This window comes from Nonomuraea roseoviolacea subsp. carminata (genome assembly GCF_024172185.1).
Taxonomy (GTDB): Bacteria; Actinomycetota; Actinomycetes; order Streptosporangiales; family Streptosporangiaceae; genus Nonomuraea; species Nonomuraea roseoviolacea.
The window spans coordinates 6618858-6641187 of sequence record NZ_JAMZEC010000001.1; the positions used below are offsets into that span (position 1 = coordinate 6618858).

Here is a 22330-nt window from a genome sequence, read left to right on the forward strand (position 1 = left end):
CGCCTGGCACGCTGGGGGGCGTGTACGTGGTGGTTGCGGGGGACGAGGTGCTCCCCCTGGGGTCTTCCGATGTCACGAGCCCGGCTGATCCGGCAGCGGTCGTGCGGGAGATGGAGCGCGAGCGGCCCCGCTGGGTGTGGGCCGACACCCGCGAGGACTACGTGCCCCTGCTGCGCGCCGGCGTGCGCGTCTCCCGCTGCCACGACCTGGCCCTGACCGAGGGCCTGCTGCTCGGCTTCGAGGGCCGCCACGGCGAGCCCCGCTCCGTCCGGGCCGCCCACGCCCGGCTGCGCGGCCTGCCGGTGCCCGAGGAGCGGCCCAGCGAGCCGGACACCCTGTTCGCGCCCGAGCCGCCGTCCGCCGACCTGGTGGCCGAGGTGCTGGCCGACCAGTTGCGCCGCATCGAGGCGCTGCCCGACCCCGGCCGCTTCCGGCTGCTCGTCGCGGCCGAGTCGGCGGGCGCGCTCATCGCGGCCGAGATGGGCCACGACGGCATGCCGTGGCGGCGCGACGTGCACGACGCGCTGCTCGCCGACCTGCTCGGCCCGCGTCCTGTGCACGGCATGCGGCCGGCCCGGCTCCAGGCGCTGGCCGACGAGGTGTCGGCCGCGTTCGGCCACCCGGTCAACCCCGACTCGGTGCAGCAGCTCGTCAAGGCGTTCAAGGGGGCGGGCGTCGCGCTGAAGAGCACCCGTTCCTGGGAGCTCAAGCAGGTCGACCACCCCGCCGTCGCGCCCCTGCTCGCCTACAAGGAGCTGGCCCGCCTGCACAGCTTCCACGGCTGGACGTGGGCCGACCAGTGGGTGCGCGGCGGCCGGTTCCGCCCCGAGTACGTGGTGGGCGGCGTGGTGTCCGGGCGCTGGGCCACCTCGGGCGGCGGGGCGTTGCAGATCCCCAAGGTGATGCGGCGGGTGGTCGTGGCCGACGACGGCTGGACGCTCGTCGTGGCCGACGCCGCCCAGCTGGAGCCGCGCGTGCTCGCCGCGATGGCCGGCGACGTCGGCCTGGCCAGGGCGGCGGGCGAGATCGACCTCTACTCGGCGCTGGCCCAGGCGTTCGGCGGCGACCGCGGCCACGCCAAGATCGCGATGCTGTCCGCCATGTACGGCGGCACCAGCGGCGACGCCCCCAAGCTGCTGGCCATGATGCGCCAGCGCTTCCCCCGCGCCTACCAGTTCGTCGAGGACGCCGCCAAGGCGGGGGAGGAGGGGCGGCTGGTGCGCTCCTGGCTGGGCCGCACCTGCCCGCCCCCGTCCGAGCGGTGGCGCGGGCTCGTCTCGGGCCCCGAGGGCGGCCGGGCCGCGCGCGACCGCGGCCGGTTCACCCGCAACTTCGTCGTGCAGGCCACGGCCGCCGAGTGGGCGCTGGCCCTCATGGCGGTGCTCCGGGGGCTGCTGCCCGACCCGGCCAGGCTGGTGTTCTTCCAGCACGACGAGGTCATGGTGCACTGTCCCCTGGAGCAGGCGCCGGAGGTGGCCGAGGCGGTGTCCGCGGCGGCGGAGGAGGCGACGCGGCTCATGTTCGGCCGCACGCCGGTGCGCTTCCCCATGGAGGCGGTCGCGGTCTCGTCCTACGCCGACGCCAAGTGAGCCATCGAGGCGTGAGTCCTACGCCGTCGGCGCGCGACGCACCGGGGAGGCTCTACGCCGCGGGCGCGTGACGCACTGGGAGGCTCTACGCCGCGGGCGCCTGACGCCTGGTGAGGACCAGCCAGAGGGCGGCCACCGTCACCATCAGCCCGACCACCAGCCCCAGCACCCCGTACGACAGCCCGCCCACGATCGCGCCGGCCACGACCGTGCCGGTGGCGCCGCAGACGTTCATCAGCAGGTCCGACAGGCCCTGCACGGCGGGCCGGCGCTCCACCGGCACCGACTCGCTGAGCAGCGCCGACCCGGCGACCAGCCCGCACGACCAGCCGAGCCCGAGCAGCACCAGCGCCGTGGTGACCTGCCACACGCGGTGGCCGGCCGTGCCCGCCAGGCACGCGGCGCTCAGCAGCAGCGACATGCCGAGCAGCAGCACCGGCACCTTGCCCGCCTTGTCCGACAGCCAGCCGACCACGGGCGACAGGACGTACATGCCGGCGATGTGCAGGCTGATCACCAGGCCGATGACGTCGAGGGCCGAGCCGTCGTGGTGCAGCTTCACCGGGGTCATCGACATCACCGACACCATCGCGGTGTGGCTGACCGCGACCATGACGAGCGCCCGCCGGGCCATCGGCGTGGAGCGCAGCGTCTCCCACGCCGGGCCGATCGTCCGCACGCGGCCGGCGGGCACGGGGCGGGCGCCGTCGCGCTCGCGCGCCAGCTTGAGCGGGTCGGGGCGCAGCCCGGCCGCCACGATCACCAGCGCCCCGGCGAACGCCAGGGCCGCGAACGCGAACGGCCCGGCCTTGTCCACCAGGCCCAGGTCGATGCCGATCCGGTCGGTGGGCTGGGCCAGGTTCGGCCCGGCGACGGAGCCGACGGTGGCCGCCCACACCACGAGCGACAGGTGGCGGCCGGCGTGCCCCTCGGGCGACAGGTCGGTCGCGGAGTAGCGGGCCGCGAGGTTGCCGGCGCTGCCGCCGCCGACCAGGACGAGTCCGGCGAGCAGGAGCGGCCAGCTGCGGATCGAGATGGCGGCGACGGACAGCACGCAGCCGGCCAGCGCCGCCACGTACGCCAGCGACAGGCCGGCCCGCCGTCCGCCGCGCGCGGCCGCCTTGGCCGCCGGGAGCGCCAGCAGCGCCGCCCCGAGCACGGTCGCGGTGCCCGCGAAGCCGCTGATGACGGTCGAGCCGGACAGCTCGTCCACCACCACGGAGCTCAGCGCCAGGCCGACCGCGACGCCCACGCCGCCGACGATCTGCGCGCCGGACAGGACGGCCAGGGTACGACGCTGAATGCGGCGAATATCCTCACTGGAGGAAATCGATGATGATTTTGTGGGGGCGCTGGTCACCCGTGAAGTCTCCCATAGCCCACAAGATCCTCCCAAAGAGGACAAGGCGCCTTTCGACTGCCGGCCGGCCCTATTCCGCGCGTTCCGGCGTGTTCCGCGGCGGGGTCAGAGCACGGTGACCGGGTCGCCCTGGGTCAGGACGCCGGGGCCGTCCGGGATGAGGTTGACGCCGAACCAGACCTTCCCGTCCCACCGGCGGTGCCGGGCGAGCGTGCGCGTGGGCTCCTTGCCCTTGGCGAGCGTCACCGGGTCGATCGTCGGCAGCACGCAGCGGTCGCAGCCCTTGCTGACCCGGAAGTCCACCTCGCCGATCCGCACCCGCTTCCAGGTGTCCTCGTCGAACGGCTCCGCCACGCCGTCGATCACCACGTTGGGCCGGAACCGGCGCATCGACAGCGGCGGCCGGGGCTCCTCGCCCCGCTCGGCGGCCGTCTCGGCGACCCAGGCGTTGAGCCGGTCGAGGGAGGCGGTGGTGGTGAGCAGCAGCGGGTAGGCGTCGGCGAGGCTCACGCGGTCCTCCGGCCGGCTGTAGAGGGGATCGACGGGACGGCCGCGCGGGTCGTCCTGCCAGGCCAGGCGGACGGGCTCCCCGAGCAGCTCCGACAGCCACGCCGCCGCCGCGTCGCCGCAGTCGGCCAGGTCCAGGACCTCCTTGGGGTAGGCCACCGTGATCCTGCGGCCCGTCCGACCGGGCTCCCCGCCGGGGATGACGCGCAGGGGCGCGGCGTGCGGCCCGGTAAGGGTCAGCGCGCCGCTCGCGCTCGCGCTCGCGCTCGCGGTCCCGGCCCCGGCCCCGGCCTCGGCGAGCGCGCCGCCCGTGGTCGCGTCTCCGGTGAGCGGGCCGCCCGCCCGCGCGTCCCCGTCAGGGCCGTCGAACCGGGCCGTGCACGCGAGCAGCCGCGCGTGCGTGCGCGCCGTCAGCACCTTGCCGTCGCCGCCCACCACGACGAAACGCCGGTCGCCGGCGAGCCCCCACGGCTCCACCACGGCCCGCCGCACCTCGTGGCCGCTCGTGGACTTCACCGGGTAGAAATGGATGCTCGCCAGCCTCATGCGTGGACGGTACCGCACGGCCCACGCCGCCCCGCGCGGCACCCGCCGCCCCCGGTCCTCCCGGCGGGACGGGCTCCCGGGTTCCGGCCGGGACGGGCTTCGGGAGGCGTCACGGGCTTCGGACGGGACGGGTTCCGGGGGCGCCAGGGCTCCGGACGGGAGACGTTCCCGGAGGCGTCAGGACGTCGGGCGGAACGTCTCCAGGAACACCTTGCGCGTCTGGGCCTGGTCGTCCCAGTTCAGCTCCGGCATGTCGAACGTGATCTTGAATGCGGTCTTGTCGTCGATCGTCACGTACCGGGTCAGCGCGTGCATCGGGACGCCGTTGGAGCGCGTGTAGGTGTACTCCCAGTCCGCGGCCTTCCACGTGCGGAACTGCGCCGCCTGGAGCTGCACCTGGATGTAGCCCTCGACGCCGCCGTCCGCCTCGGCCCGGCCCAGCTCGCCCAGGCCGCCGTCCTGCTGCGGCGGCACCGGCTCGACCACGATCCGCATGCCCGAGTCCTTCGGCCCCGCGAACGTCGTCCCGTCGCCGGACGTGGCCGGCTTCCAGGCGGCGGGCACGGCGGCCTTGAAGCCCGGCGGCGTGTGCTCCTTGTAGCCCTCGGGCACGGCCGCCACCTGAAGCGGTGCCGCGGTCTCGGCGGGCTCCGAAGTGGCCCCCGAGGTCGCCGACGTCGCCGGCGACGGGGGAGGGGAGCCCGAGCCGGACGCGAGCACCACGGTGGCCGTCACGACGGCGCCCACGGCGGCCACCGAGGCGAGGACCAGGCGCAGCGTCGGCCTACCGTCGCGAAGCCACGGGCCCTCGTCGTCGCTCGGCCGCCGCCTGCCCTTCCCCGGGCGCGCGCCGTCGCCGGGCGGCGCGGACGGGCGGCGCCGCCGTACGTCGGCCGACAGGTCGCGGGAGTGCTCGCGCAGGTGGTCCTCGGAGGCCAGCGGCCAGGGGGCGGCGCGGCTGTCCGTGGTCAGCGGCAGGATCGGCTGCGGTCCCCGGCGCGGGCCGGACAGGGCGTTCGGGCCCGGAGGGTCGCCGAAGAGGGCGGCGGCGTCCAGGCGCTCGTCCGTGCCGGCGGCGGCCTGCAGCCGCCCCGCGAGACTCGGCGAATCGCCCGCCCCCGCGGTTCCGGGAGTCCCCGCGGTGGAGGGGCCGGAAAGGCCGGAGCCGCCGGGCCTTCCCGAGAGCGCGTCAGGGCCGGAAGCTCCCGCGGGTCCGAAGCCGTCCGAAGTCCTGAAGCCGCCCGAAGCCCCCGAAGTGCCTGGAGCGCCGAAACCGCCCGAAGCATCCGACATGCCGGTGAAGCCGCCCGAAGCCGCCGACGGGCCGGGCGCTCTGAAGCCGCCCGAGGCGTCCGGCGTACTTACCAAGCCGCCCGGAGCCGCCGACGGGCCCGGGGCTCTGAAGCCGCCCGAGGCGTCCGGCGTACCTGCGAAGCCGCCCGGAGCCGCCGACGGGCCCGGGGCTCCGAAACCGCCTGAGGCGTCCGGTGGGCGAGGGGGCAGGGGTCCCGACGCGCTGCCGAAGGCGTCGAAGCCCTGGGGCGGCGCCGGGATCCGGTCGGTGGGGTGACCTCCCGACGCGCCCCCCAGTGAGTCGTAGCCCCCCGCGTACGGCCCCGCCGCGTCGCCCGAGCCCAGGCCCGGGTCGTACGGCACGCGCACCGGCCCCGACGGTGTCTCCACGATGCGCGAGGGCATCGGCCCGGACGGCGGGTCGAGCGGCGGCAGCAGCCCGGACGGCGCCGGGTCGGGCTGCGCGGGCAGGGGCGACGACGGCGCCTCCGGGTTGCGCGGCCGGACGGAGCCGTTGGACAGCAGGATGTGTTCGAGCGCGTCGGTGACCTGCCCGGCGGTGAGCCGCTCGGCCGGGTTCTTGCGCAGCAGCCCCTCGATGACGGGCAGCAGCGCCCCGGCGCGCTGCGGCCGGACCGGGTCCTGCGTCAGCACCGCGCCGAGCACGGCGATCGCGTCCGGCCCCTCGTACGGCGGGCGTCCCTCGACGGCCGCGTACAGGGTCGCGCCGAACGACCACAGGTCGGCCGCCGCCGTGATGGCCTGGCCCGACAGCCGCTCCGGCGGCACGTACGCGGGCGAGCCCATGAGCAGCCCCGTCTGCGTGATCGTGACGTCGCCCTCGATGGCGGCGATGCCGAAGTCGGTGAGCACCACCCGGTCGGCGGTGAGCAGCACGTTGCCCGGCTTGACGTCGCGGTGCAGGATGCCCGCCGCGTGGGCGTGCCGCAGCGCGTCGAGCACCCGGATGCCGATCTCCGTGGCCTGCGCCACCGGCAGCGGGCCGCTCTGCCGTACGGCCTGCTCCAGCGACCAGGCGCGGAACAGCTCCATGACGATCCAGGGCCGGCCGTCCTCCTCGACCACGTCGTGGACGGTCACGATGCCCGGATGCGTCAGCCGCGCGGCCGAGCGGGCCTCGCGCAGCATGCGCCGGTAGGCCACCTGCTTGCCCGCGTGGTCCAGCCCGAACGGCAGGATCAGCTCCTTGACGGCCACGTCACGGTCGAGCAGCACGTCGTGCGCCTGCCACACCATGCCCATGCCGCCCCGGCCGACCGGCGACATCAGCCTGTAGCGCCGGCCGATCAGGCGTCCCTGGTTCTGCGACACGTCCCCCTGTGTGCCGGGCCCGCCGAGCAACCGGTCGGCTGCCATTTCCGCCCCCAAAGTTCTCCCGCCTCATGGGTCACATGCGTCGCGCCGCGCTTCCAGATTATGAGGTTCGACACGATATAGGCACGCCATTCCGGAACGGAAGCAGCATCAAGTCCTGACAAATCCCATTACGTCCGGAAATATCACTGATCAAATGGATCAAGTGCTGATTCCGCGAGGGCCAGCAAAGCGCTCGTGAACGCCTCCACCGGCGGGCTCACCAGCCCCGCCCCGACCTGCCCCGTCCCCGCCACACGCCCGGCGATGCCGGTGTTGACGACCGGCAGCAGCCCCGTCCGCGCCACCAGCGTGACGTCGATCCCGACCGGCGTCCCCCGGAAGCCGAGCGCCGGGATCTGGTACGCCGGATGCTCGGCGAGCGTGATCTCGTACATGGACCGGGTCGCCGCCACGGCGTCGGCGACCTCGCCGCCCACGAACCGCACGATCGCCGGCGCCGCCGCCATCGCGAACCCGCCCAGCCCCGCCGTCTCGGTGATCGTGGAGTCGCCGATGTCGGGGTTCGCGTCGGCCGGCCCGTACGCGCCGAGGTAGAGCCCGTCCGGCACCCCCGCCGGTCCCGTGAACCACCGATCGCCCAGCCCGGACACCTGCACGCCGAAGTCGGTGCCGTTGCGCGCCATGGCCACGACCAGCGACGAGCCCGGCACGTCGCGCGCCGCGTCGGCCGAGACCTTGGCGGCGGCCATGGCGGCGTTGAGGAAGAAGTGGTCGTTGCCGCCGACGAAGCGCAGCACCTCGGCGGCGTGCCCCGGCGCCGCGTTCACCACGTACGGCGCCAGCTCCCGCAGCAGCAGGGAAGTGGCCGCCCGGTTGCGGTTGTGCAGCTCGTCGCCCATCTGCAACGCCTGCGCGGCCAGCGCCCGCAGGTCGATCGGCCCGGCCAGCTCGACCGCCGCCGACAGGACCGGCCCCAGCACGCGGTCCATCCAGCCGAGCCGGTCGAGCACCTCCGGGCCGTACGCGCCGTAGCGCAGCACCCGGCCGAGCCCCTCGTTCAGCGAGCAGTACGCGACGCCCTCGTGGACGTCGTCGCGCACCTCGAACATCCACATCGACGGGCTCACCACGCCCGCCATCGGGCCCACGGTGCGATGGTGATGGCACGGCTCCAGCCGCACCGCGCCGGACTCCAGCCGGGCGCGGGCGTCCTCCTCGGCGAGCGCGTACCCCTCCAGCAGCATGGCGCCGATCAGCGCGCCGCGCATCGGCCCCGACGCGCGTTCCCAGTCGAGGGGCGGGCCCGCGTGCAGGAACATCGGCTGCGGCAGGTCCAGCAGCTCCGAGGCGCGCCGCACGCCGACCAGCAGCGGGCGGGACGACGTCAGCCGGTGCACGGCCCGCTCGTTGGCGGCGCGCCGTCGCGGGTCGGCGAGGACCCGCGCGAGGGCGCCGGCGGTGCCGGGCAGCGGCGGCCGCCAGTCGACGGGGGTGGTGGGGACGGCCTGGGCGTCCAGGGCCTCGCGCAGCAGGTCCACGCCGGCGGTGACCACGTGGGGCGGGCCGGAGAGCAGGGTCATCGCAGGTCCCTCGCGTACCGGGCGGCCTGGGCGTTGGACACGAAGACGGACGCGCCGGCCTCGCGGAAGGCGGCGGCCTGCCGGTGCAGGCCCTGCGGGTCGCCCTCGGTGCCGACGAGCGCCACGACCACGGCGGCGGCGGGGCAGCGGGCCACGGCGGGCGCCAGCGAGGCGGCCGGGTCGGGGTCGGCGCCGTGGCCGAGGACGACGTCGAGCAGCGCCACCTCGCCCGGGCCGACGCGGGCCAGCGCGTCCAGGCGCAGCGCCGGGTCGATCAGCGGATGGGCGCGGCCCCGCGTGTAGGCGTCGTCGCCGAAGTCGACGAACTCCCCGGAACCACGACCGGAAGCCTCGCCGGAACCGGTGCCTGCGCCGGCCTCGGACCCGGACTCGGACCCGGACCAGGACCCGGGCGCGGCCCCGGACGCGGACGCCGCTCCGGGCCCGGACGCGGCGATGGCGGCGGCCTCGGCGCACAACGTCCCGCCCGCGTACAGGCCCCTGACCGCGCCCGGCTTCGGCGGGCGGCGCGCGGGAGCGGGCCACGAGGGCCAGGCGGGCACGGGCGTGCCGAGCGCGCGCAGGACCCGCTCCGCCGCGTCCGTCAGGTCGTCGCGCCCGGTCAGCGCGGGCACGACCGGCGTGCGCAGCGACTCCACCACCTCCTGGACGGCCCGCGCCACCTCCGGGTCCGGCGGCTTGGACACCAGCACGATCAGCTCGGTCGCCGGGTCCTCGTCGAGCAGCCGCAGCGCCCGCACCGCCGACAGCCCGCCCACCTCGCGCGACAGATCCCTGCCGCCGACGCCGAGCACGTGACGCACGCCGACGCCGGCCAGGTCCAGCAGCGAGGTCACCTGCTGCGCCCCGGTGCCGGACGCGGCGACCACACCCACCGGCCCCGGCCGCAGGACGTTGGCGAAGCCGAGGCCCACCCCGGCGATCACGGCCGTGCCGCAGTCGGGCCCCATGACGAGCACGCCGTGCTCGGCGGCCAGCCGCTTGAGCAGCACCTCCTGCCACACGGGGACGCCGTCACTGAAGATCATCACGTCGAGGCCCGCCTCGACGGCGTCCACCGCCTCCGGCAGGACGTGCTCGCCGGGCACCGAGATCAGCGCCACCCCGGCGTCCTCGCCCGCCCGCGCGGCGGCCGAGCGGGTGGTGCGCGGAGGCGGCCCCTCCGCCCCGGCCAGGCCGTACGAGGAGGAACCGGACGAGCCGCGCGCGGACGACAGGGCCGACAGCAGCCGGTCCAGCTCCCGCTCGGCCGCCGCGACGTCCTGGCCACGCAGCGCGACGAGCAGGTCGGCGGGCCCGGCCGGCGGGGGGTCGAAGCCGAGGTCGCGGGCCATGGCCAGGTTGAGCTCGGTGGCCATGGCGACCAGGGCCACGTCCATGCCCGGCAGGTCGGACAGGGCCCGGCTGACCCGCATGAGCGTCACGGAGTCGTGGTACACCCCGGCCCGCACCACGACCGCCGAGCTCACGCGTACTCCCGCGACCGGAAGGAGCCCGAGGGGCAGAAGGAGAGAACGGAGCGGGCGCCGATCCCGATCCCCTGCGCGAGGTCCGACCCCGACGTGTGGCCGAGGCGGTGCAGGCGGCGCAGGGCCGGCTCCAGCGGCCCGCGGCCCGTCAGCGCCCGCAGCACCGCGGCCACCTCCGGGCTCGCCTGTCCCAGCGCCGCGCAGTGCAGCAGCGTCGCCGACAGGGGCGTGGTGCGCGTGCGCGCGTCGTACGTGACCGTGGCCGCGAGCCAGTCCGCCAGCCACACCGCCCGGCCGGCGCCCGTGGCCGCGCCGAGCAGCCGCAAGGTCACCATCAGCCCGGCCAGCACGTCGTCGCCGCTGGGCGTCAGCCCCGGGCCGAGCCCGACCAGCCGCTCGGCCGCCGTCAGCACGTCCAGCAGCCGCCCGCTCGCGCACCCGGACGCCAGCAGTTCCACCGCCGGCTCGCCCGCCAGCGCGGGCTCCCCGGCCGTCAGGCCGGCCGCCGCCTCCCGCAGCGCGGCCGGGTCCGCCTCGCCCAGCGGCGGCGCCGGATCCCACCACCGCGACGCGCGCAGGCTGAGCCGGCCCAGCCGCACCGCGCCGTCGCCCACGGACGCGTCGTCACCGACCGTGAGCCGCGGCGGCTCGCCCGCGAGCAGCACCGCGTTCGGCAGCCGGGTCGCGCCCGACGCGAGCAGCGCGATGACCGACGGCTCCCGGTCCGTCCTGACCTGGAGGTAGGCCCCGGCGGGGAAGGCGGCGAGCACGCGGGCCGCGCGGCGCGGCGCGTCGAGCAGCGGCCGGACCGCCGTGCTCGCGGCCCCGGTCGCGTGGACGTGCGGCCGCCTCGCGCGTGTACCGACGGTCACCGGACCTCCTCACCGCCTCTGGGCCTTGACGGTAGGACGACCGTTCAACCACGCCGTACGGAGAAATTTGCCAACAGTGCGCGAGAAGGTTGGCTCTTCCTGACAGACGCGTCCCGGGTCACAATCACCCCATGGAACCCCCCGTCCGCCCGGCCAGCACGGGAACGATCATCCATGGTCTGTCCGTCGGGGAGGTGCTCGGCGTCTCGACCCTCGCCCAAGCCCGGCTGATCGCGGGGGGGAGCGGCCTCGGCCGGATCGTGCAGCGCCTGAACGTCATGGAGGTGCCCGACGTCCTCGCCTGGGTCAAGCCGCACGAACTGCTCCTCACCACCGGCTACCCGCTGCGCAACACCCCCCAGTCGCTCGGCCGGCTGGTCGCCGACCTCGACGAGCGCGGGCTGGCGGCGCTGGCCATCAAGCTCGGCCGGTACGTGGACGAGCTGCCGGACGAGATGGTGGAGCAGGCGGACCGGCTGGGGTTCCCGCTGATCCAGCTCCCCGACGACGTCGGCTTCGACGACATCCTCAACCAGGTGCTGACCGACATCCTCAACCGGCAGGCGGCCGTGCTCGCGCGGGGCGAGGAGGCGCACCGGGCGCTGGTCCAGGTGGTGCTGGCCGGCGGCGGGCTCGACGAGGTGACCGAGGGGGTGGCGGGGCTGCTCGCCGTGGCCGTGGCGGCGGTGGACGGCGCCGGTCGCGTGCTCGCGACGGCCGGGCCACCGGACGACGTGACGGCCCTGCGCGAGTCGATCGCCTCCGACGGTCCCGCCGTCCCGCCCCAGGCCGTCCCGCCGGCGAACGCGCAGGCCGGGGGACGGGACTTCGTCTCGGTGCCCGTCGTCGCCGGCGGCCACCACCACGGCCGGATCGTCGCCTACAGCCCGTCGGGCGCCATCCGCGACACCGACGTCGGCATCCTGGAACGCGCCGCCACCGTCGCCGCGCTCGTCGTCACCCGCCAGGAGGCGGTCAACGCCGTCGAGAGCAAGTACCGCGCCGACTTCCTGCGCGACGTGCTCACCGGCCGCGCCGGCTCGCCCGAGCGGGTCACCGCGCGCGCCCGCGCGTTCGGCTGGGACCTCGAACGGCCGGTCACGGTGCTGGTGGCCGAGCTCGACCCCGACGGCGACGAGCGCACCGCCCAGGACCGCCTGGTCACGAGCTGGACCGCGGCGACCCGCCGCCACGACCCGCGCGGCGCCGTCGCCGGCTTCTCCCACGAGGTGGTCGCCGTGCTCGACGCCAGGGTGGACGCGGCCCGGGTCGCCAAGGACGCGGCCTCGGCCTTCTCCGACACGCCGCCGGCCACGTTCTCCACCGGCACCTCCCGGCCCTCGCCGGGGGTCGCGACGCTGCCCGAGGCGTACGCGCAGGCCCTGAAGGCGGCGCGCGTCGGCCGCCAGCTCCACGGGCCCGGCGCGGTCGCCCACTTCGACCAGCTCGGCGTCTACCGGCTGCTCTCGCTGGTCAACGACACGGCCGAGCTGCACGCGTTCGTCCGGGAGACCCTGGGGCCGCTGGCCACCGACGACGACGCCGAGCACGCCGACCTGCGGCGCACGCTCCAGGTGCTGCTGGAGACCAACCTCAACGTGGCCGAGACGGCGCGGCGGCTGCACTTCCACTACAACACCCTGCGCTACCGCATCGGGAAGCTGGAGCGCCTGCTGGGCAACTTCACCGACGACCCGCACCTGCGGCTCAACCTCACGCTCGCGCTGCACGTCCTGCGAATGCGCGGCATCTAGGCTTGGGTGTCGTGGAATTCGAACTGCGCTCCGAGTACATCCCGCTGTGCGACCTGCTGAAGTACTGCGGGATCACCGAGACGGGCGGCATGGCCAAGCACCTGGTGGCCGAGGGCATGGTGCTGGTGGACGGCGAGGTGGAGCTGCGCAAGACCGCGAAGATCCGCTCGGGTCAGGTGGTGAGCGGCGAGGGCTTCAGCATCCAGGTGCGCTGAGCGCCACCGTCCTTCCCACGCGAACTGACCTCGCCGTTCAGGTGCGACGGCGTGAGTGCGGGGAATGCTGGTGCTGGACGTGAATTTGGCAGATCATGCCCGTGTGCGGCCGCTGCCCGACGGCCCGGCTGAAGAGGGGCTTTCATGGTTTTTGGCTGGACCAAGCACGGCGACGGCAAGCATCTGGCTCCCGGCGAGGTGGTCAGGCCGGACGAACGGCTGACCTGGCCGCGCATGATCGGCTTCGGCGCGCAGCACGTCGTGGCCATGTTCGGCGCCACCTTCGTCTTCCCCCTGGTCATGGGGCTCGACCCGAACATCGCGATCATGATGTCCGGCGTCGCGACGATCCTGTTCCTGCTGATCGTCAAGGGGCGCATCCCCAGCTATCTCGGCACCAGCGCCTCCTTCGTGGGCGGCGTGCTCGCGATCCGGGCGGTCGCCGGCGGCGACACGGCCGGGGCCGACGCCGTCGTCACCGGCGCCATCCTCGTCGCGGGCCTCGTGCTCGCCCTGGCCGGGCTCGCGGTGTCCTTCCTCGGCGTCCAGATCATCCACAAGATCTTCCCGCCCGTCGTCACCGGCGGCGTGGTCATGCTCATCGGGTTCGGGCTGGCGTACGTGGTGGCCGACGTGTACTGGCCGCAGGACCAGTGGATGGCGCTGGTCACGATGCTGGTGACGTTCGTGCTGGTGGTGGCGTTCAAGGGGTTCGTCGGCCGGATCGGCATCCTCATCGGCCTGGTGCTCGGCTTCGTGCTGTCGTGGGTGGCCGACAAGGTGTTCGGCAAGGTGCCCGCCTACACCGACGGCGCGCTCAGCATCGCCCCCCACTACCGGGTGGACCTGAGCAAGGTCGCCTCGGCGCCGTGGGTGGGGCTGCCGGACTTCCACCTGCCCGACGTCCGCTTCTCCGCCGTGCTCCTCGTGCTGCCCGCGGTCATCGCGCTGATCGCCGAGAACATCGGCCACGTCAAGGCCGTCGGCGAGATGACCGGCGCCGACGTCGACCCGTACGTGGGCCGGGCCATCGCCGCCGACGGCGTGGCCACCGCGGTCGCCAGCGCGGTCGGCGGCTCGCCCACCACCACCTACGCCGAGAACATCGGCGTCATGGCCGCCACCAAGGTCTACTCCACGGCCGCCTACTACATCGCCGGGCTGATCGCGATCCTGTTCGGGCTGAGCCCGAAGTTCGGGGCGCTGGTGTCGGCCACGCCGTCCGGCGTGCTGGGCGGCGTCACGGTCATCCTGTACGGCATGATCGGGCTCCTCGGCGCCAAGATCTGGGTCGAGAACCGGGTCGACTTCTCCGACCCGCTCAACATGGTGCCCATCGGCGCCGGCATCATCCTGGCGGTCGGGCCGGTGAAGTTCCTGATCAGCTCCGACTTCCGGCTGGAGGGCATCGCGCTCGGCACCATCGTGCTGGTGGCGGGGTACCACCTGCTGCGGGTGATCTCCGGCCGCCCGGTGCCCGTGCCTGAGCGGGCCGGCACACCCGGCACGACCGGCGACGACGGGAGGGACGCCGGGTGAAACCGCCGCCGTTCACCTACCACGCCCCCCGCGACCTGGACGAGGCGCTGGACCTGCTGGCCGAGGTGGACGGCAAGGTGCTCGCCGGCGGCCAGAGCCTGATCCCGCTGCTCAACATGCGGCTGGCCGCCCCCGCCCACGTCGTGGACGTCAACCGCCTGCCGGGCCTGTCCGGGATCGAGGCGGGTCCCGAGGGTGTGACCGTGGGGGCGCTGGCGCGGCAGGCGGAGGTGGCGCGCGCCGGCGTCCATCCGCTGCTCGGGCAGGCGCTGCGGCTCGTCGCCCACCCGGTCATCCGCAACCGCGGGACGGTCGTGGGCAGCCTGGTCCACGCCGACCCGGCCGCCGAGCTGCCGGCCGTGCTCGCGGTGCTGGGAGGGTCGGTACGGCTGGCCCGCCGCGCCCCCGGCGGTACGGGAGTGCGGCAGGTGGCGGCGGACGCGTTCTTCGCCGGGCCGCTGGAGTCGGCCGCCGAGCCGGGGGAGCTGGCCGTGTCGGCGTTCTTCCCGGCGCTGCCCCCGAGGTCGGGGTCGGCGTTCGAGGAGGTGGCCCGGCGGCACGGCGACTACGCGCTGCTGGCCGGCGTCTGCGCCGTCGTGACGCTGGACGAGGACCTGCACGTCGCCGCGGCCCGTGTCGCGTGCGTGGGCGTCGGCCCGGTGCCGGTCGTGGCCGACGTGAGCGAGGTGTGCGGGCGCCGGCCCGCCGCCACGGTCCCGTGGGAGGCGGTCACCGAGGCCGTCCGGCGGGCGGTGGAGCCGGAGGACGACATCCACGCGAGCGCCGCGTACCGGCTGCACCTGGTGGGCGTCCTGGCCGAGCGGGCGCTGAGGGAGGCGGCGGCCCGCGCGGCGGCCCCGCCGTGACGGAGACGGACGTGCGGGACGTGCGGCTCAACGGGGAGCGCGCCGCGAGGCGCGGGTGAGGAGAGCGGTGGAGCACGAGATCACGCTGGTCGTGAACGGCGCCGCCCGCCGGGCGCGGGTGCCGGGGCGGCGGCTGCTGTCCGACTGCCTGCGCCACGACCTGGGCCTGACCGGCACCCACGTCGGCTGCGAGCACGGCGTCTGCGGCTGCTGCACGGTCCTGCTCGACGGCGAGCCGGTGCGCTCCTGCCTGACGCTCGCGGTGACGGTGGACGGCCGGGAGATCACCACGGTCGAGGGGCTGGCCGGGCCGGACGGGCTGTCGCCGGTGCAGCGGGCGTTCGAGGAGTGCCATGCCCTCCAGTGCGGCTTCTGCACACCCGGCTTCCTCTGCACGGTCACCGCGCTGCTGCGCGACAACCCCGCCCCGGCCGAGGACGAGGTGCTGGACGGCATCTCGGGCAACCTGTGCCGCTGCACCGGCTACCAGAACATCGTCAAGGCCGTCCACCGCGCCGCCGACCTCCTCGCCGAGGAACGGGCGCCGTCCGCCGGGGAGCCGCCGCGGGACGGGGAGGCGTCATGAGCACCAGGTTGTTCGGCGAGCCGGTGCGCAGGCGCGAGGACCGGCGGCTGCTCACCGGCCGCGGCCGCTACGTCGACGACCTCGGGCCGGACGCCCTGGCCGCCGCGTTCGTCCGCTCACCGCACGCCCGCGCCCGCATCCGCGACATCGACGTCTCCGCAGCCCTCGACGTCGAGGGCCTGGTCGCCGTCTACACCTGGGAGGACTTGCCCGAGCGCGTCGGACGTCCCCTGCCGCTGCTCATCCCGCACCCCGCGCTCACCCACGGCCGCACCGCGTACCCGCTGGCCCGCGACGTCGTCCGCCACGTGGGAGAGCCGGTCGTCATGGTGGTCGCCGCCGACCGCTACCTCGCCGAGGACGCCTGCGCGCTCATCCACGTCGACTACGAGCCGCTCAAGCCGGTCGTCGGCCTGGAGGAGGCGGCGCACGGCGCCCGGCTCGTCCACGACGACGTGCCCGGCAACGTCGGCGCCCGCCTCCTCCAGGAGGTGCCGGGCCGCGACGGCAGGAGCGCCCGCGAGGCCATCGAGGAGGCGCCGCACACCCTGGCCTTCCGGCTGGACATCGAGCGCAGCGCCAGCATGCCGCTGGAGGGCCGCGGCGTCCACGCCCGCTGGGACGGCACCGACCTGCGCGTCCACTCCAGCACCCAGACCTCGACCAGCGTCCGGATGGCCGTGGCCGCCGCGCTCGGCCTGCCGCTGCCGCACGTCGAGGTGATCGCGCCGGACGTGGGCGGCGGGTTCGGCGTGAAGATCGTCCATCCGTGGCCGGAGGAGATCCTCGTGCCGTGGGCCGCGATGACGCTCGGCCGCGAGGTCAAGTGGACCGAGGACCGGCGCGAGCACTTCGTCTCCTCGGCGCACGAGCGGGCGCAGGTGCAGTACGTGCGGGTCGGCTTCGACGACGACGGGCGGGTGCTCGGGCTGGACGTGACGATCCTGCACGACCACGGCGCCTACACCCCGTACGGGATCATCGTGCCGATCATCACCTCCACCCAGCTCCTCGGCCCGTACAAGATCGGCGCCTACCGGGTCGAGTTCTCCTCGATCTACACCAACACCGTGCAGGTCACGCCGTACCGGGGGGCGGGCCGGCCGCAGGGCGTGTTCTGCATGGAACGCACCATGGACAAGATCGCCCGCCATCTCGGCAAGGACCGCACCGAGGTGCGCCGGGCCAACTTCATCGAGCCAGACGAGTTCCCGTACGACCAGGGCATGATCTTCCAGGACGGCCGGCCGCTCGTTTACGACAGCGGCGACTACCCGCGGATGCTGGCCATGCTCAAGGAGCTGATCGGCTGGGACGCGTTCGAGCGGCGGCCCGGGCGCGGCATCGGCGTCGGCTGCTACGTCGAGGGCACCGGCGTCGGCCCGTACGAGGGCGGCCACGTGCAGGTCACCTCCGACGGCCGCGTCCACGTCTCCACCGGCCTCACCTCGCAGGGGCAGGGGCACGAGACGGTGTTCGCGCAGATCGCCGCGAGCGAGCTGGGCGTGCCCATCGAGCGGATCTCGGTGGTGACCGGCGACACGCGCCGGTTCGGCTACGCGGTGGGCACGTTCGCCTCGCGGGCGGCCGTGATGAGCGGCAACGCCATCGCGCTGGCCTGCCGCAAGGTGCGGGCCAAGGCGCTGCGCATCGCGGCCGACGCGCTGGAGGCCGACCCGGCCGACCTGGAGATCACCGACGGGACGGTTCACGTCGTGGGCACGCCGTCGGCGTCGATCCCGCTGGCCACGGTCGCCGTGCTGGCCAACCCGCTGCGCTACGCCTTCGACGAGGAGGCCGCGCGGGCCACCCAGTTCGCGGGCGCGTCCGCGCCGGACCGGCCGCCGGTCGCCGAGGGCGACGAGCCGGGGCTGGAGGGGCGCGACTACTACTCGCCGATCCGCTCCACGTTCGCCGCCGGGATGCACGCGGCGATCGTCGAGACCGACCCACTCACGGCCGAGGTCCGGGTGGTCAGGTACGCGGTGATCCACGACTGCGGGCGGCTGGTCAACCCGATGATCGTCGAGGGGCAGATCCACGGCGGCGTCGCGCAGGGCGTCGGCGGGGCGCTGTACGAGCGCATGGTGTACGACGGCGACGGGCAGCTGCTCAACGCCTCGTTCATGGACTTCCTCATGCCGTACGCCACGGAGATCCCGCGCATCGAGACCGGCCACCTGGAGACGCCGTCGCCGCTGAACCCCCTGGGCGTGAAGGGCGCGGGGGAGGCGGGGGTCATCCCGGTGTCGGCGGTGATCGCCTCGGCCGTCGAGGACGCCGAGGGCTTCCCCGTGGACCGGATGCCGATCTCGCCGTCGGAGCTGTTCGACCTGCGGCGGAGGCACGCGACCGGTTGACGGCCCGGGGGCGGCCGGCCCCCTGGCGGCGCGGCGGATGAGGGACGGCCTGCCATCTGCTGGCGCGGGATGGTGAGGGGGCGGCCTGCCATCTGGTGGCACGGGCGGGTGAGGGGGCGGCCTGCCATCTGCTGGCGCGGGCGGGTGAGGGGACGGCCGGCCATTCTGCTGGCGCGGGTCGGTGAGGGGACGCCCGCACGCGGCGCGCCCGGCCACGTGAGATGATCGGCCACCATGACGGGGCGGGATGACGACGGCGGTGACCTGGCCGGGGCGCGCGTGATCGACCTGGCGTGGAAAGAGCTGTCCGAGCTGCCCGGCTGGATCGGCGGCCTGACGCGCCTGCGCGAGCTGCGGCTCGACGGCAACCGCCTCACCTCCCTGCCCGCGCTGACCGGCCTGGCCGATCTGCGCGCGCTGCACCTCGACGGCAACCGGCTGACCGCCGTCCCGGACTGCCCGCCCGGCCTGGAGACGCTGTTCCTGTACGGCAACGCCCTCGAAGCCCTCCCCGAACGGTTCGGCGGCCGGCTGCGGCACCTGTCGGTGGGCGGCAACCGGCTGACCGCCCTCCCCGCGGGGCTGTGGGACGAGACCGGGCTGGAGTCGCTCAACGTGGCCGAGAACCGGCTCACCGAGATCCCGCCCGCCATCGGCCGGCTGACCCGGCTGCGCATGCTGGACCTCGGCCACAACCAGCTCACCTCACTCCCGTCCGAGCTGGGCGGCCTCCCGCTGACCGACTACCTCTACCTGAGCGACAACCGGCTCACCGAGGCGCCCGCCTGGCTCGGCCGGCTCGACCGGCTCGCCTACCTCGGCCTCACCGACAACCTGCTGACCCGCCTGCCCGAGGAGATCGGCGGGATGGCGGCGCTGGTGGAGTTGCGGCTGTACGGCAACCGGCTGGAGGAGCTGCCCGGCTCCATCGGGCGGCTGGGCCGGCTGCGGGAGCTGCACCTGCGCGGCAACCGGCTGACCGCCCTGCCCCCGGCGATCGGCGACCTCGCCGGGCTGCGCCACCTCGATCTGCGCGACAACCTCCTCGGCGGGCTGCCGGAGGAGATCGGGCGGCTCGACCGGCTCGCCACGCTCGACCTGCGCAACAACCGCCTCAGGCGGCTGCCGGACGGCCTCGCCGCGCTGCCCGCGCTGGAGAAGCTCGACCTGCGCTGGAACAAGCTCGATGCGGACGGGGACGGCGAGCCCGAGCCGCTGCGCCGGCTGAGGGAACGCGGCTGCGTCGTCCTGACGTGACCCCACCGACCTGAGGCAGTCCGATTTCCGTGCGGAACGGGCTGAACCGCCCCCGCAAAGGGTGCGTATCTCGGCACATGACGACACTTCCACGTCTGGCCGCCTCTGCGCTGCTGGTCGGACTCGTCGCCGCCTGCTCGTCCGGCGGGGCCGGGACCGGCGGCGGCCAGCTCGCCGCCGGGGCCCAGCAGGGCGCCGCCAAGGCCGCCGCGCCCGCGAAGATCTACACGGTCGAGCAGCTCGCGGCCAAGGTCGGCTGCAAGCCCGTGATGCAGGTCGACGCCGCCGACATCCGCACCGGCTACTGCAAGACCAAGGTCGGCGAGTTCTTCGTCAACACCTTCAGCACCGAGCAGGGCAAGGACGAGTGGATGGACCGGGCGCCCGAGTACAACCCGCACCTGGTCGGGCCCCGGTGGACCGTGCTGTCCAGCCTCAAGGTGCTGCGCGCGCTGCAGAAGCCGCTCAACGGCGACCTGCACCTCAAGGACCACCGCACCAAGTCGCCGACGCCGTCACCGCCGGCGCAGGACGACGGCGGCGACACCGGAGACACCAGGGGCAGCGGCTACTGACGGCGCTCCGGCGGCCGCGACCCGCGCGGCCGCTGACGAGCCGCGACATGCGCGTCCGCTGACGGGCCGCGACGTGCGCGCCCGCTGATGAGGCCGCTGACGAGGCCGCGACCCGCGCGGTCGCTGGAAGGCCGCCGCGAGGTCAGCGCGGCAGGGCGACCCGCTTGCGGAACACCCAGTACGTCCACGCCTGGTAGGCGAGCACGAACGGCAGCGTGATGAGGCCGATCCAGGTGAGCATGGTCAGCGTGTAGGGGGCGGAGGCGGCCTCGGCCAGGGTGAGGCCGGGCAGCGGCGCCTGCTTGAGGCGGAGGAACACCGCCGCCGAGGTCAGCGCGATGCCCGCAGCCGTGGCCGTGAACGCCCAGCCCTCGCGCCGCCGCCAGATCAGCGCGACCGCCGCCGCCAGCGCCGCCATGGCCGCCAGCGCCGGCACCGTGGCCGCGCCGGACATCGAGGCCAGCGTGGACAGGGCCACCACGGCCAGCGGCAGCGCCACCGCGCCCGTCGCCAGCGCCGCCACGCGGGCCCGCCGGCGCACCCGGCCCTCGGTGCGCAGCGCGAGGAAGACCGCGCCGTGCAGCAGGCTCAGCGCCAGCGTGAACGCCCCGCCGAGCAGCGCCGGGAGCGCGCCGTCGAGCAGCAGGCCGGCGAAGACGGCGCCCCACAGGAACGCGGGCAGCGCGCTGCCGACCACGATGCCGAGGTCGCACCACGCCGGGTTGGCGACCTTGCCGCGCCACTCCAGCCCGACGCCGCGCACGATGAGCCCGGCCAGCACGAGCACCACCGGCAGGTAGAAGGAGCTGAACAGCCCGGAGTACCAGGCGGGGAAGGCGGCGAACATCGCGCCGACCGCCGTGATCAGCCACACCTCGTTGCCGTCCCACACGGGGCCGATGGTCTGCAGGCTCTGCCGCTGCTCGTCGTCGTCGCCGCCCACGAACGGCGCCAGCATGCCGACCCCGAAGTCGAAGCCCTCCAGCACGAAGTAGCCGGTCCACAGGAAGGCGATGACCAGGAACCACAGGTCGATCACGGTCTTCTCCTCGGAAGATCAGTACATCAGGGACGGTTCGCGGCGCTCGGCCGGCACCTCGGCGGGCGCGGGCTCCTCGGGCCCCCGGCGGACGTGCCGCACGAGCAGGACGGCCTCGGCCACGGCCAGCCCGCCGTACAGGAGGGTGAACAGCGTCAGCGACAGGGCGACCTCGGTGAGGCTCACGCCGGGCGAGACGCTGGCGGCGGTGAGCAGTTCGCCCGCGACCGTCCAGGGCTGGCGGCCGACCTCGCTCAGCAGCCAGCCCGCGATCACCGCGAGCAGCGGCAGCGGCAGCGCGAGCACGAACAGCCGGGCCAGGAAGCGGGGCATCGGGCGGCGGCGCCGGGTCAGCCACAGGCCGAGCACCGACAGTCCCACGGTGCTGAGGCCGAAGGACAGCATCACCCGGTAGGACCAGAACACCACGTTCTGGTCGGGGCGGTAGTCGCCGGGGCCGAACCGCTCCTCCAGCCTGCGCTGGATGTCCTCGGTGCCCTGGACGGTCGCGTCGAGGTCGCCGGTCGACAGGAAGCTGAGCACCTTGGGGATCTCGATCCCCGGCACGAGGGTGAACCCGGCGCCCGCGGTGTCACGCTCCAGGCCCTCGGCGGAGGCCAGCTTCATCGGCTGCTGCTGGTAGGCGAGCTTGCCGGACAGGTCGCCGCTGCCCGCCACGACGAGCCCGGCCACCGCGGTCATGACGAGCGCGGCCCGCGCGGCGCCGCGCCACATGCCGTCGCGGGTGCGCAGCAGCCACCAGCAGCTCACCGCCAGCACGAAGCCGCCCGCCACGATGAACGCCGCCCCGATCACGTGGGGCACCTGGGCGAGCGCGGTGGAGTTGGTGAGCACGGCCCACAGGTCGGTCATGCGGGCCCGGCCGTCGACCACCTCGTAGCCCACCGGGTGCTTCATCCAGGCGTTGGCCGCGAGGATGAAGTACGCCGACAGGTTGGAGCCGATGGCGGCGGCCCAGATGCACGCCAGGTGCACCCGCTTGGGCAGCCGGTCCCAGCCGAAGATCCACAGCCCCAGGAACGTGGATTCCATGAAGAACGCCAGCAGCGCCTCCATGGCCAGCGGCGCGCCGAACACGTCGCCGACGAAGGTGGAGTACTCACTCCAGTTCATGCCGAACTGGAACTCCTGCACGATGCCGGTCACCACGCCCATGGCGAAGTTGATCAGGAAGAGCTTCCCGAAGAACTTGGTCAGCCGCAGGTAGTGCTCCTTGCCCGTGCGGTGCCAGGCCGTCTGCAGTCCCGCCACGAACACGCCCAGGCCGATCGTCAGCGGCACGAACAGAAAGTGGTACACGGTGGTCACCCCGAACTGCCACCGCGCCAGGTCTAGTGCGTCCATCTTCCCCTCGCCGTCCGGCGCTCTACAGGCCGTAGTACATCTACTTAAAGTAGTACTACAAGCTGTAGAGCAACGCGCTGCGATCTTCGTCACAGCACGCTCTCCTCTCGGTGTCTCCGAGGATGTCGCAGCGGGCGGGGGCCCCGCGTCAGCCCGTGGGCTGATTCCCGGCTAAGCCCCGCGACGGGCCCCGGGGCGC

Annotated in this window: 17 protein-coding genes; 9 read left to right on the forward strand and 8 right to left on the reverse strand. The window is 74.5% G+C overall.

Annotation, left to right across the window (positions count from 1 at the left end):
- Window positions 1-26: 26 nt before the first annotated feature.
- Window positions 27-1589 (forward strand): bifunctional 3'-5' exonuclease/DNA polymerase, encoded by a 1563-nt coding sequence (locus HD595_RS30600; RefSeq protein WP_420540765.1) that lies wholly within the window; start codon window positions 27-29, stop codon window positions 1587-1589.
- Between the two features lie 85 nt (window positions 1590-1674).
- On the opposite strand, the gene HD595_RS30605 is transcribed toward HD595_RS30600, so the two are convergent.
- From HD595_RS30605 to HD595_RS46905, 6 genes are all read right to left on the reverse strand, one after another.
- Window positions 1675-2841 (reverse strand): MFS transporter, encoded by a 1167-nt coding sequence (locus HD595_RS30605; protein ID WP_253775027.1) that lies wholly within the window; start codon window positions 2839-2841, stop codon window positions 1675-1677.
- Between the two features lie 213 nt (window positions 2842-3054).
- Window positions 3055-4002: an MOSC domain-containing protein gene (locus HD595_RS30610; RefSeq protein ID WP_253775029.1), complete on the reverse strand. Its 948-nt coding sequence runs from the start codon at window positions 4000-4002 to the stop codon at window positions 3055-3057.
- A gap of 177 nt (window positions 4003-4179) precedes the next feature.
- A complete protein-coding gene (locus HD595_RS30615) occupies window positions 4180-6672 on the reverse strand; it encodes a serine/threonine protein kinase (protein WP_253775030.1) in 2493 nt (830 codons plus the stop codon).
- 143 nt (window positions 6673-6815) lie between these two features.
- Entirely contained in the window at window positions 6816-8213 is a 1398-nt protein-coding gene (locus HD595_RS30620) for a YlbE family protein (RefSeq protein ID WP_253775032.1), read from the reverse strand.
- Window positions 8210-9703, reverse strand: a complete 1494-nt coding sequence (locus HD595_RS30625; protein WP_253775033.1) for an FdrA family protein — start codon at window positions 9701-9703, stop codon at window positions 8210-8212. The genes HD595_RS30620 and HD595_RS30625 overlap by 4 nt, the downstream gene beginning before the upstream one ends.
- Window positions 9700-10575, reverse strand: coding sequence for an oxamate carbamoyltransferase subunit AllH family protein (locus HD595_RS46905; RefSeq protein WP_253775035.1), 876 nt, complete (start codon window positions 10573-10575; stop codon window positions 9700-9702). Before HD595_RS46905 ends, HD595_RS30625 begins: the two co-directional genes overlap by 4 nt.
- A 131-nt stretch (window positions 10576-10706) precedes the next feature.
- Between HD595_RS46905 and HD595_RS30635 the strand changes: the two genes are divergently transcribed.
- The 8 genes from HD595_RS30635 to HD595_RS30670 all read left to right on the forward strand — a co-directional run bounded on the left by HD595_RS30635 (window position 10707) and on the right by HD595_RS30670 (window position 19727).
- Entirely contained in the window at window positions 10707-12329 is a 1623-nt protein-coding gene (locus HD595_RS30635) for a PucR family transcriptional regulator (protein ID WP_253775037.1), read from the forward strand.
- 11 nt (window positions 12330-12340) lie between these two features.
- Window positions 12341-12544, forward strand: coding sequence for an RNA-binding S4 domain-containing protein (locus tag HD595_RS30640; protein WP_253775039.1), 204 nt, complete (start codon window positions 12341-12343; stop codon window positions 12542-12544).
- A gap of 144 nt (window positions 12545-12688) precedes the next feature.
- Window positions 12689-14083 carry a uracil-xanthine permease family protein gene (locus HD595_RS30645; RefSeq protein WP_253775041.1) on the forward strand — a complete coding sequence of 465 codons (1395 nt, stop codon included), beginning with the start codon at window positions 12689-12691 and terminating at the stop codon, window positions 14081-14083.
- On the forward strand, window positions 14080-14949 hold the full coding sequence (locus HD595_RS46910) for an FAD binding domain-containing protein (protein WP_253775043.1): 870 nt from the start codon (window positions 14080-14082) through the stop codon (window positions 14947-14949). The genes HD595_RS30645 and HD595_RS46910 overlap by 4 nt, the downstream gene beginning before the upstream one ends.
- A gap of 67 nt (window positions 14950-15016) precedes the next feature.
- Complete coding sequence (locus tag HD595_RS30655) at window positions 15017-15535, forward strand: (2Fe-2S)-binding protein (protein ID WP_253775045.1); 519 nt, start codon at window positions 15017-15019, stop codon at window positions 15533-15535.
- Window positions 15532-17895, forward strand: coding sequence for an aerobic carbon-monoxide dehydrogenase large subunit (gene cutA, locus HD595_RS30660; protein ID WP_253775047.1), 2364 nt, complete (start codon window positions 15532-15534; stop codon window positions 17893-17895). Before HD595_RS30655 ends, cutA begins: the two co-directional genes overlap by 4 nt.
- A gap of 234 nt (window positions 17896-18129) precedes the next feature.
- Window positions 18130-19152, forward strand: coding sequence for a leucine-rich repeat domain-containing protein (locus HD595_RS30665; protein ID WP_253775049.1), 1023 nt, complete (start codon window positions 18130-18132; stop codon window positions 19150-19152).
- A 77-nt stretch (window positions 19153-19229) separates the two neighbouring features.
- The gene (locus HD595_RS30670; RefSeq protein ID WP_253775051.1) at window positions 19230-19727 is read left to right on the forward strand and encodes a hypothetical protein; all 498 of its coding nucleotides are present in this window, start codon (window positions 19230-19232) and stop codon (window positions 19725-19727) included.
- 142 nt (window positions 19728-19869) lie between these two features.
- On the opposite strand, the gene cydB is transcribed toward HD595_RS30670, so the two are convergent.
- Both cydB and HD595_RS30680 read right to left on the reverse strand, forming a co-directional pair.
- Window positions 19870-20766 (reverse strand): cytochrome d ubiquinol oxidase subunit II, encoded by an 897-nt coding sequence (gene cydB, locus HD595_RS30675; protein WP_253775053.1) that lies wholly within the window; start codon window positions 20764-20766, stop codon window positions 19870-19872.
- Between the two features lie 18 nt (window positions 20767-20784).
- A complete protein-coding gene (locus HD595_RS30680) occupies window positions 20785-22131 on the reverse strand; it encodes a cytochrome ubiquinol oxidase subunit I (protein ID WP_253775055.1) in 1347 nt (448 codons plus the stop codon).
- Window positions 22132-22330 lie beyond the last annotated feature (199 nt).

Excerpts from the sequence above, each read along its gene's own strand:
- HD595_RS30645 (WP_253775041.1), top strand. The coding sequence starts at position 12,689 with ATGGTTTTTGGCTGGACCAAGCACGGCGACGGCAAGCATCTGGCTCCC.
- HD595_RS30665 (WP_253775049.1), top strand. The coding sequence starts at position 18,130 with ATGACGGGGCGGGATGACGACGGCGGTGACCTGGCCGGGGCGCGCGTG.
- HD595_RS30680 (WP_253775055.1), bottom strand. The coding sequence starts at position 22,131 with ATGGACGCACTAGACCTGGCGCGGTGGCAGTTCGGGGTGACCACCGTG.
- HD595_RS30610 (WP_253775029.1), bottom strand. The coding sequence starts at position 4,002 with ATGAGGCTGGCGAGCATCCATTTCTACCCGGTGAAGTCCACGAGCGGC.
- HD595_RS30615 (WP_253775030.1), bottom strand. The coding sequence starts at position 6,672 with ATGGCAGCCGACCGGTTGCTCGGCGGGCCCGGCACACAGGGGGACGTG.
- cutA (WP_253775047.1), top strand. The coding sequence starts at position 15,532 with ATGAGCACCAGGTTGTTCGGCGAGCCGGTGCGCAGGCGCGAGGACCGG.
- HD595_RS30620 (WP_253775032.1), bottom strand. The coding sequence starts at position 8,213 with ATGACCCTGCTCTCCGGCCCGCCCCACGTGGTCACCGCCGGCGTGGAC.
- HD595_RS30670 (WP_253775051.1), top strand. The coding sequence starts at position 19,230 with ATGACGACACTTCCACGTCTGGCCGCCTCTGCGCTGCTGGTCGGACTC.
- HD595_RS30635 (WP_253775037.1), top strand. The coding sequence starts at position 10,707 with ATGGAACCCCCCGTCCGCCCGGCCAGCACGGGAACGATCATCCATGGT.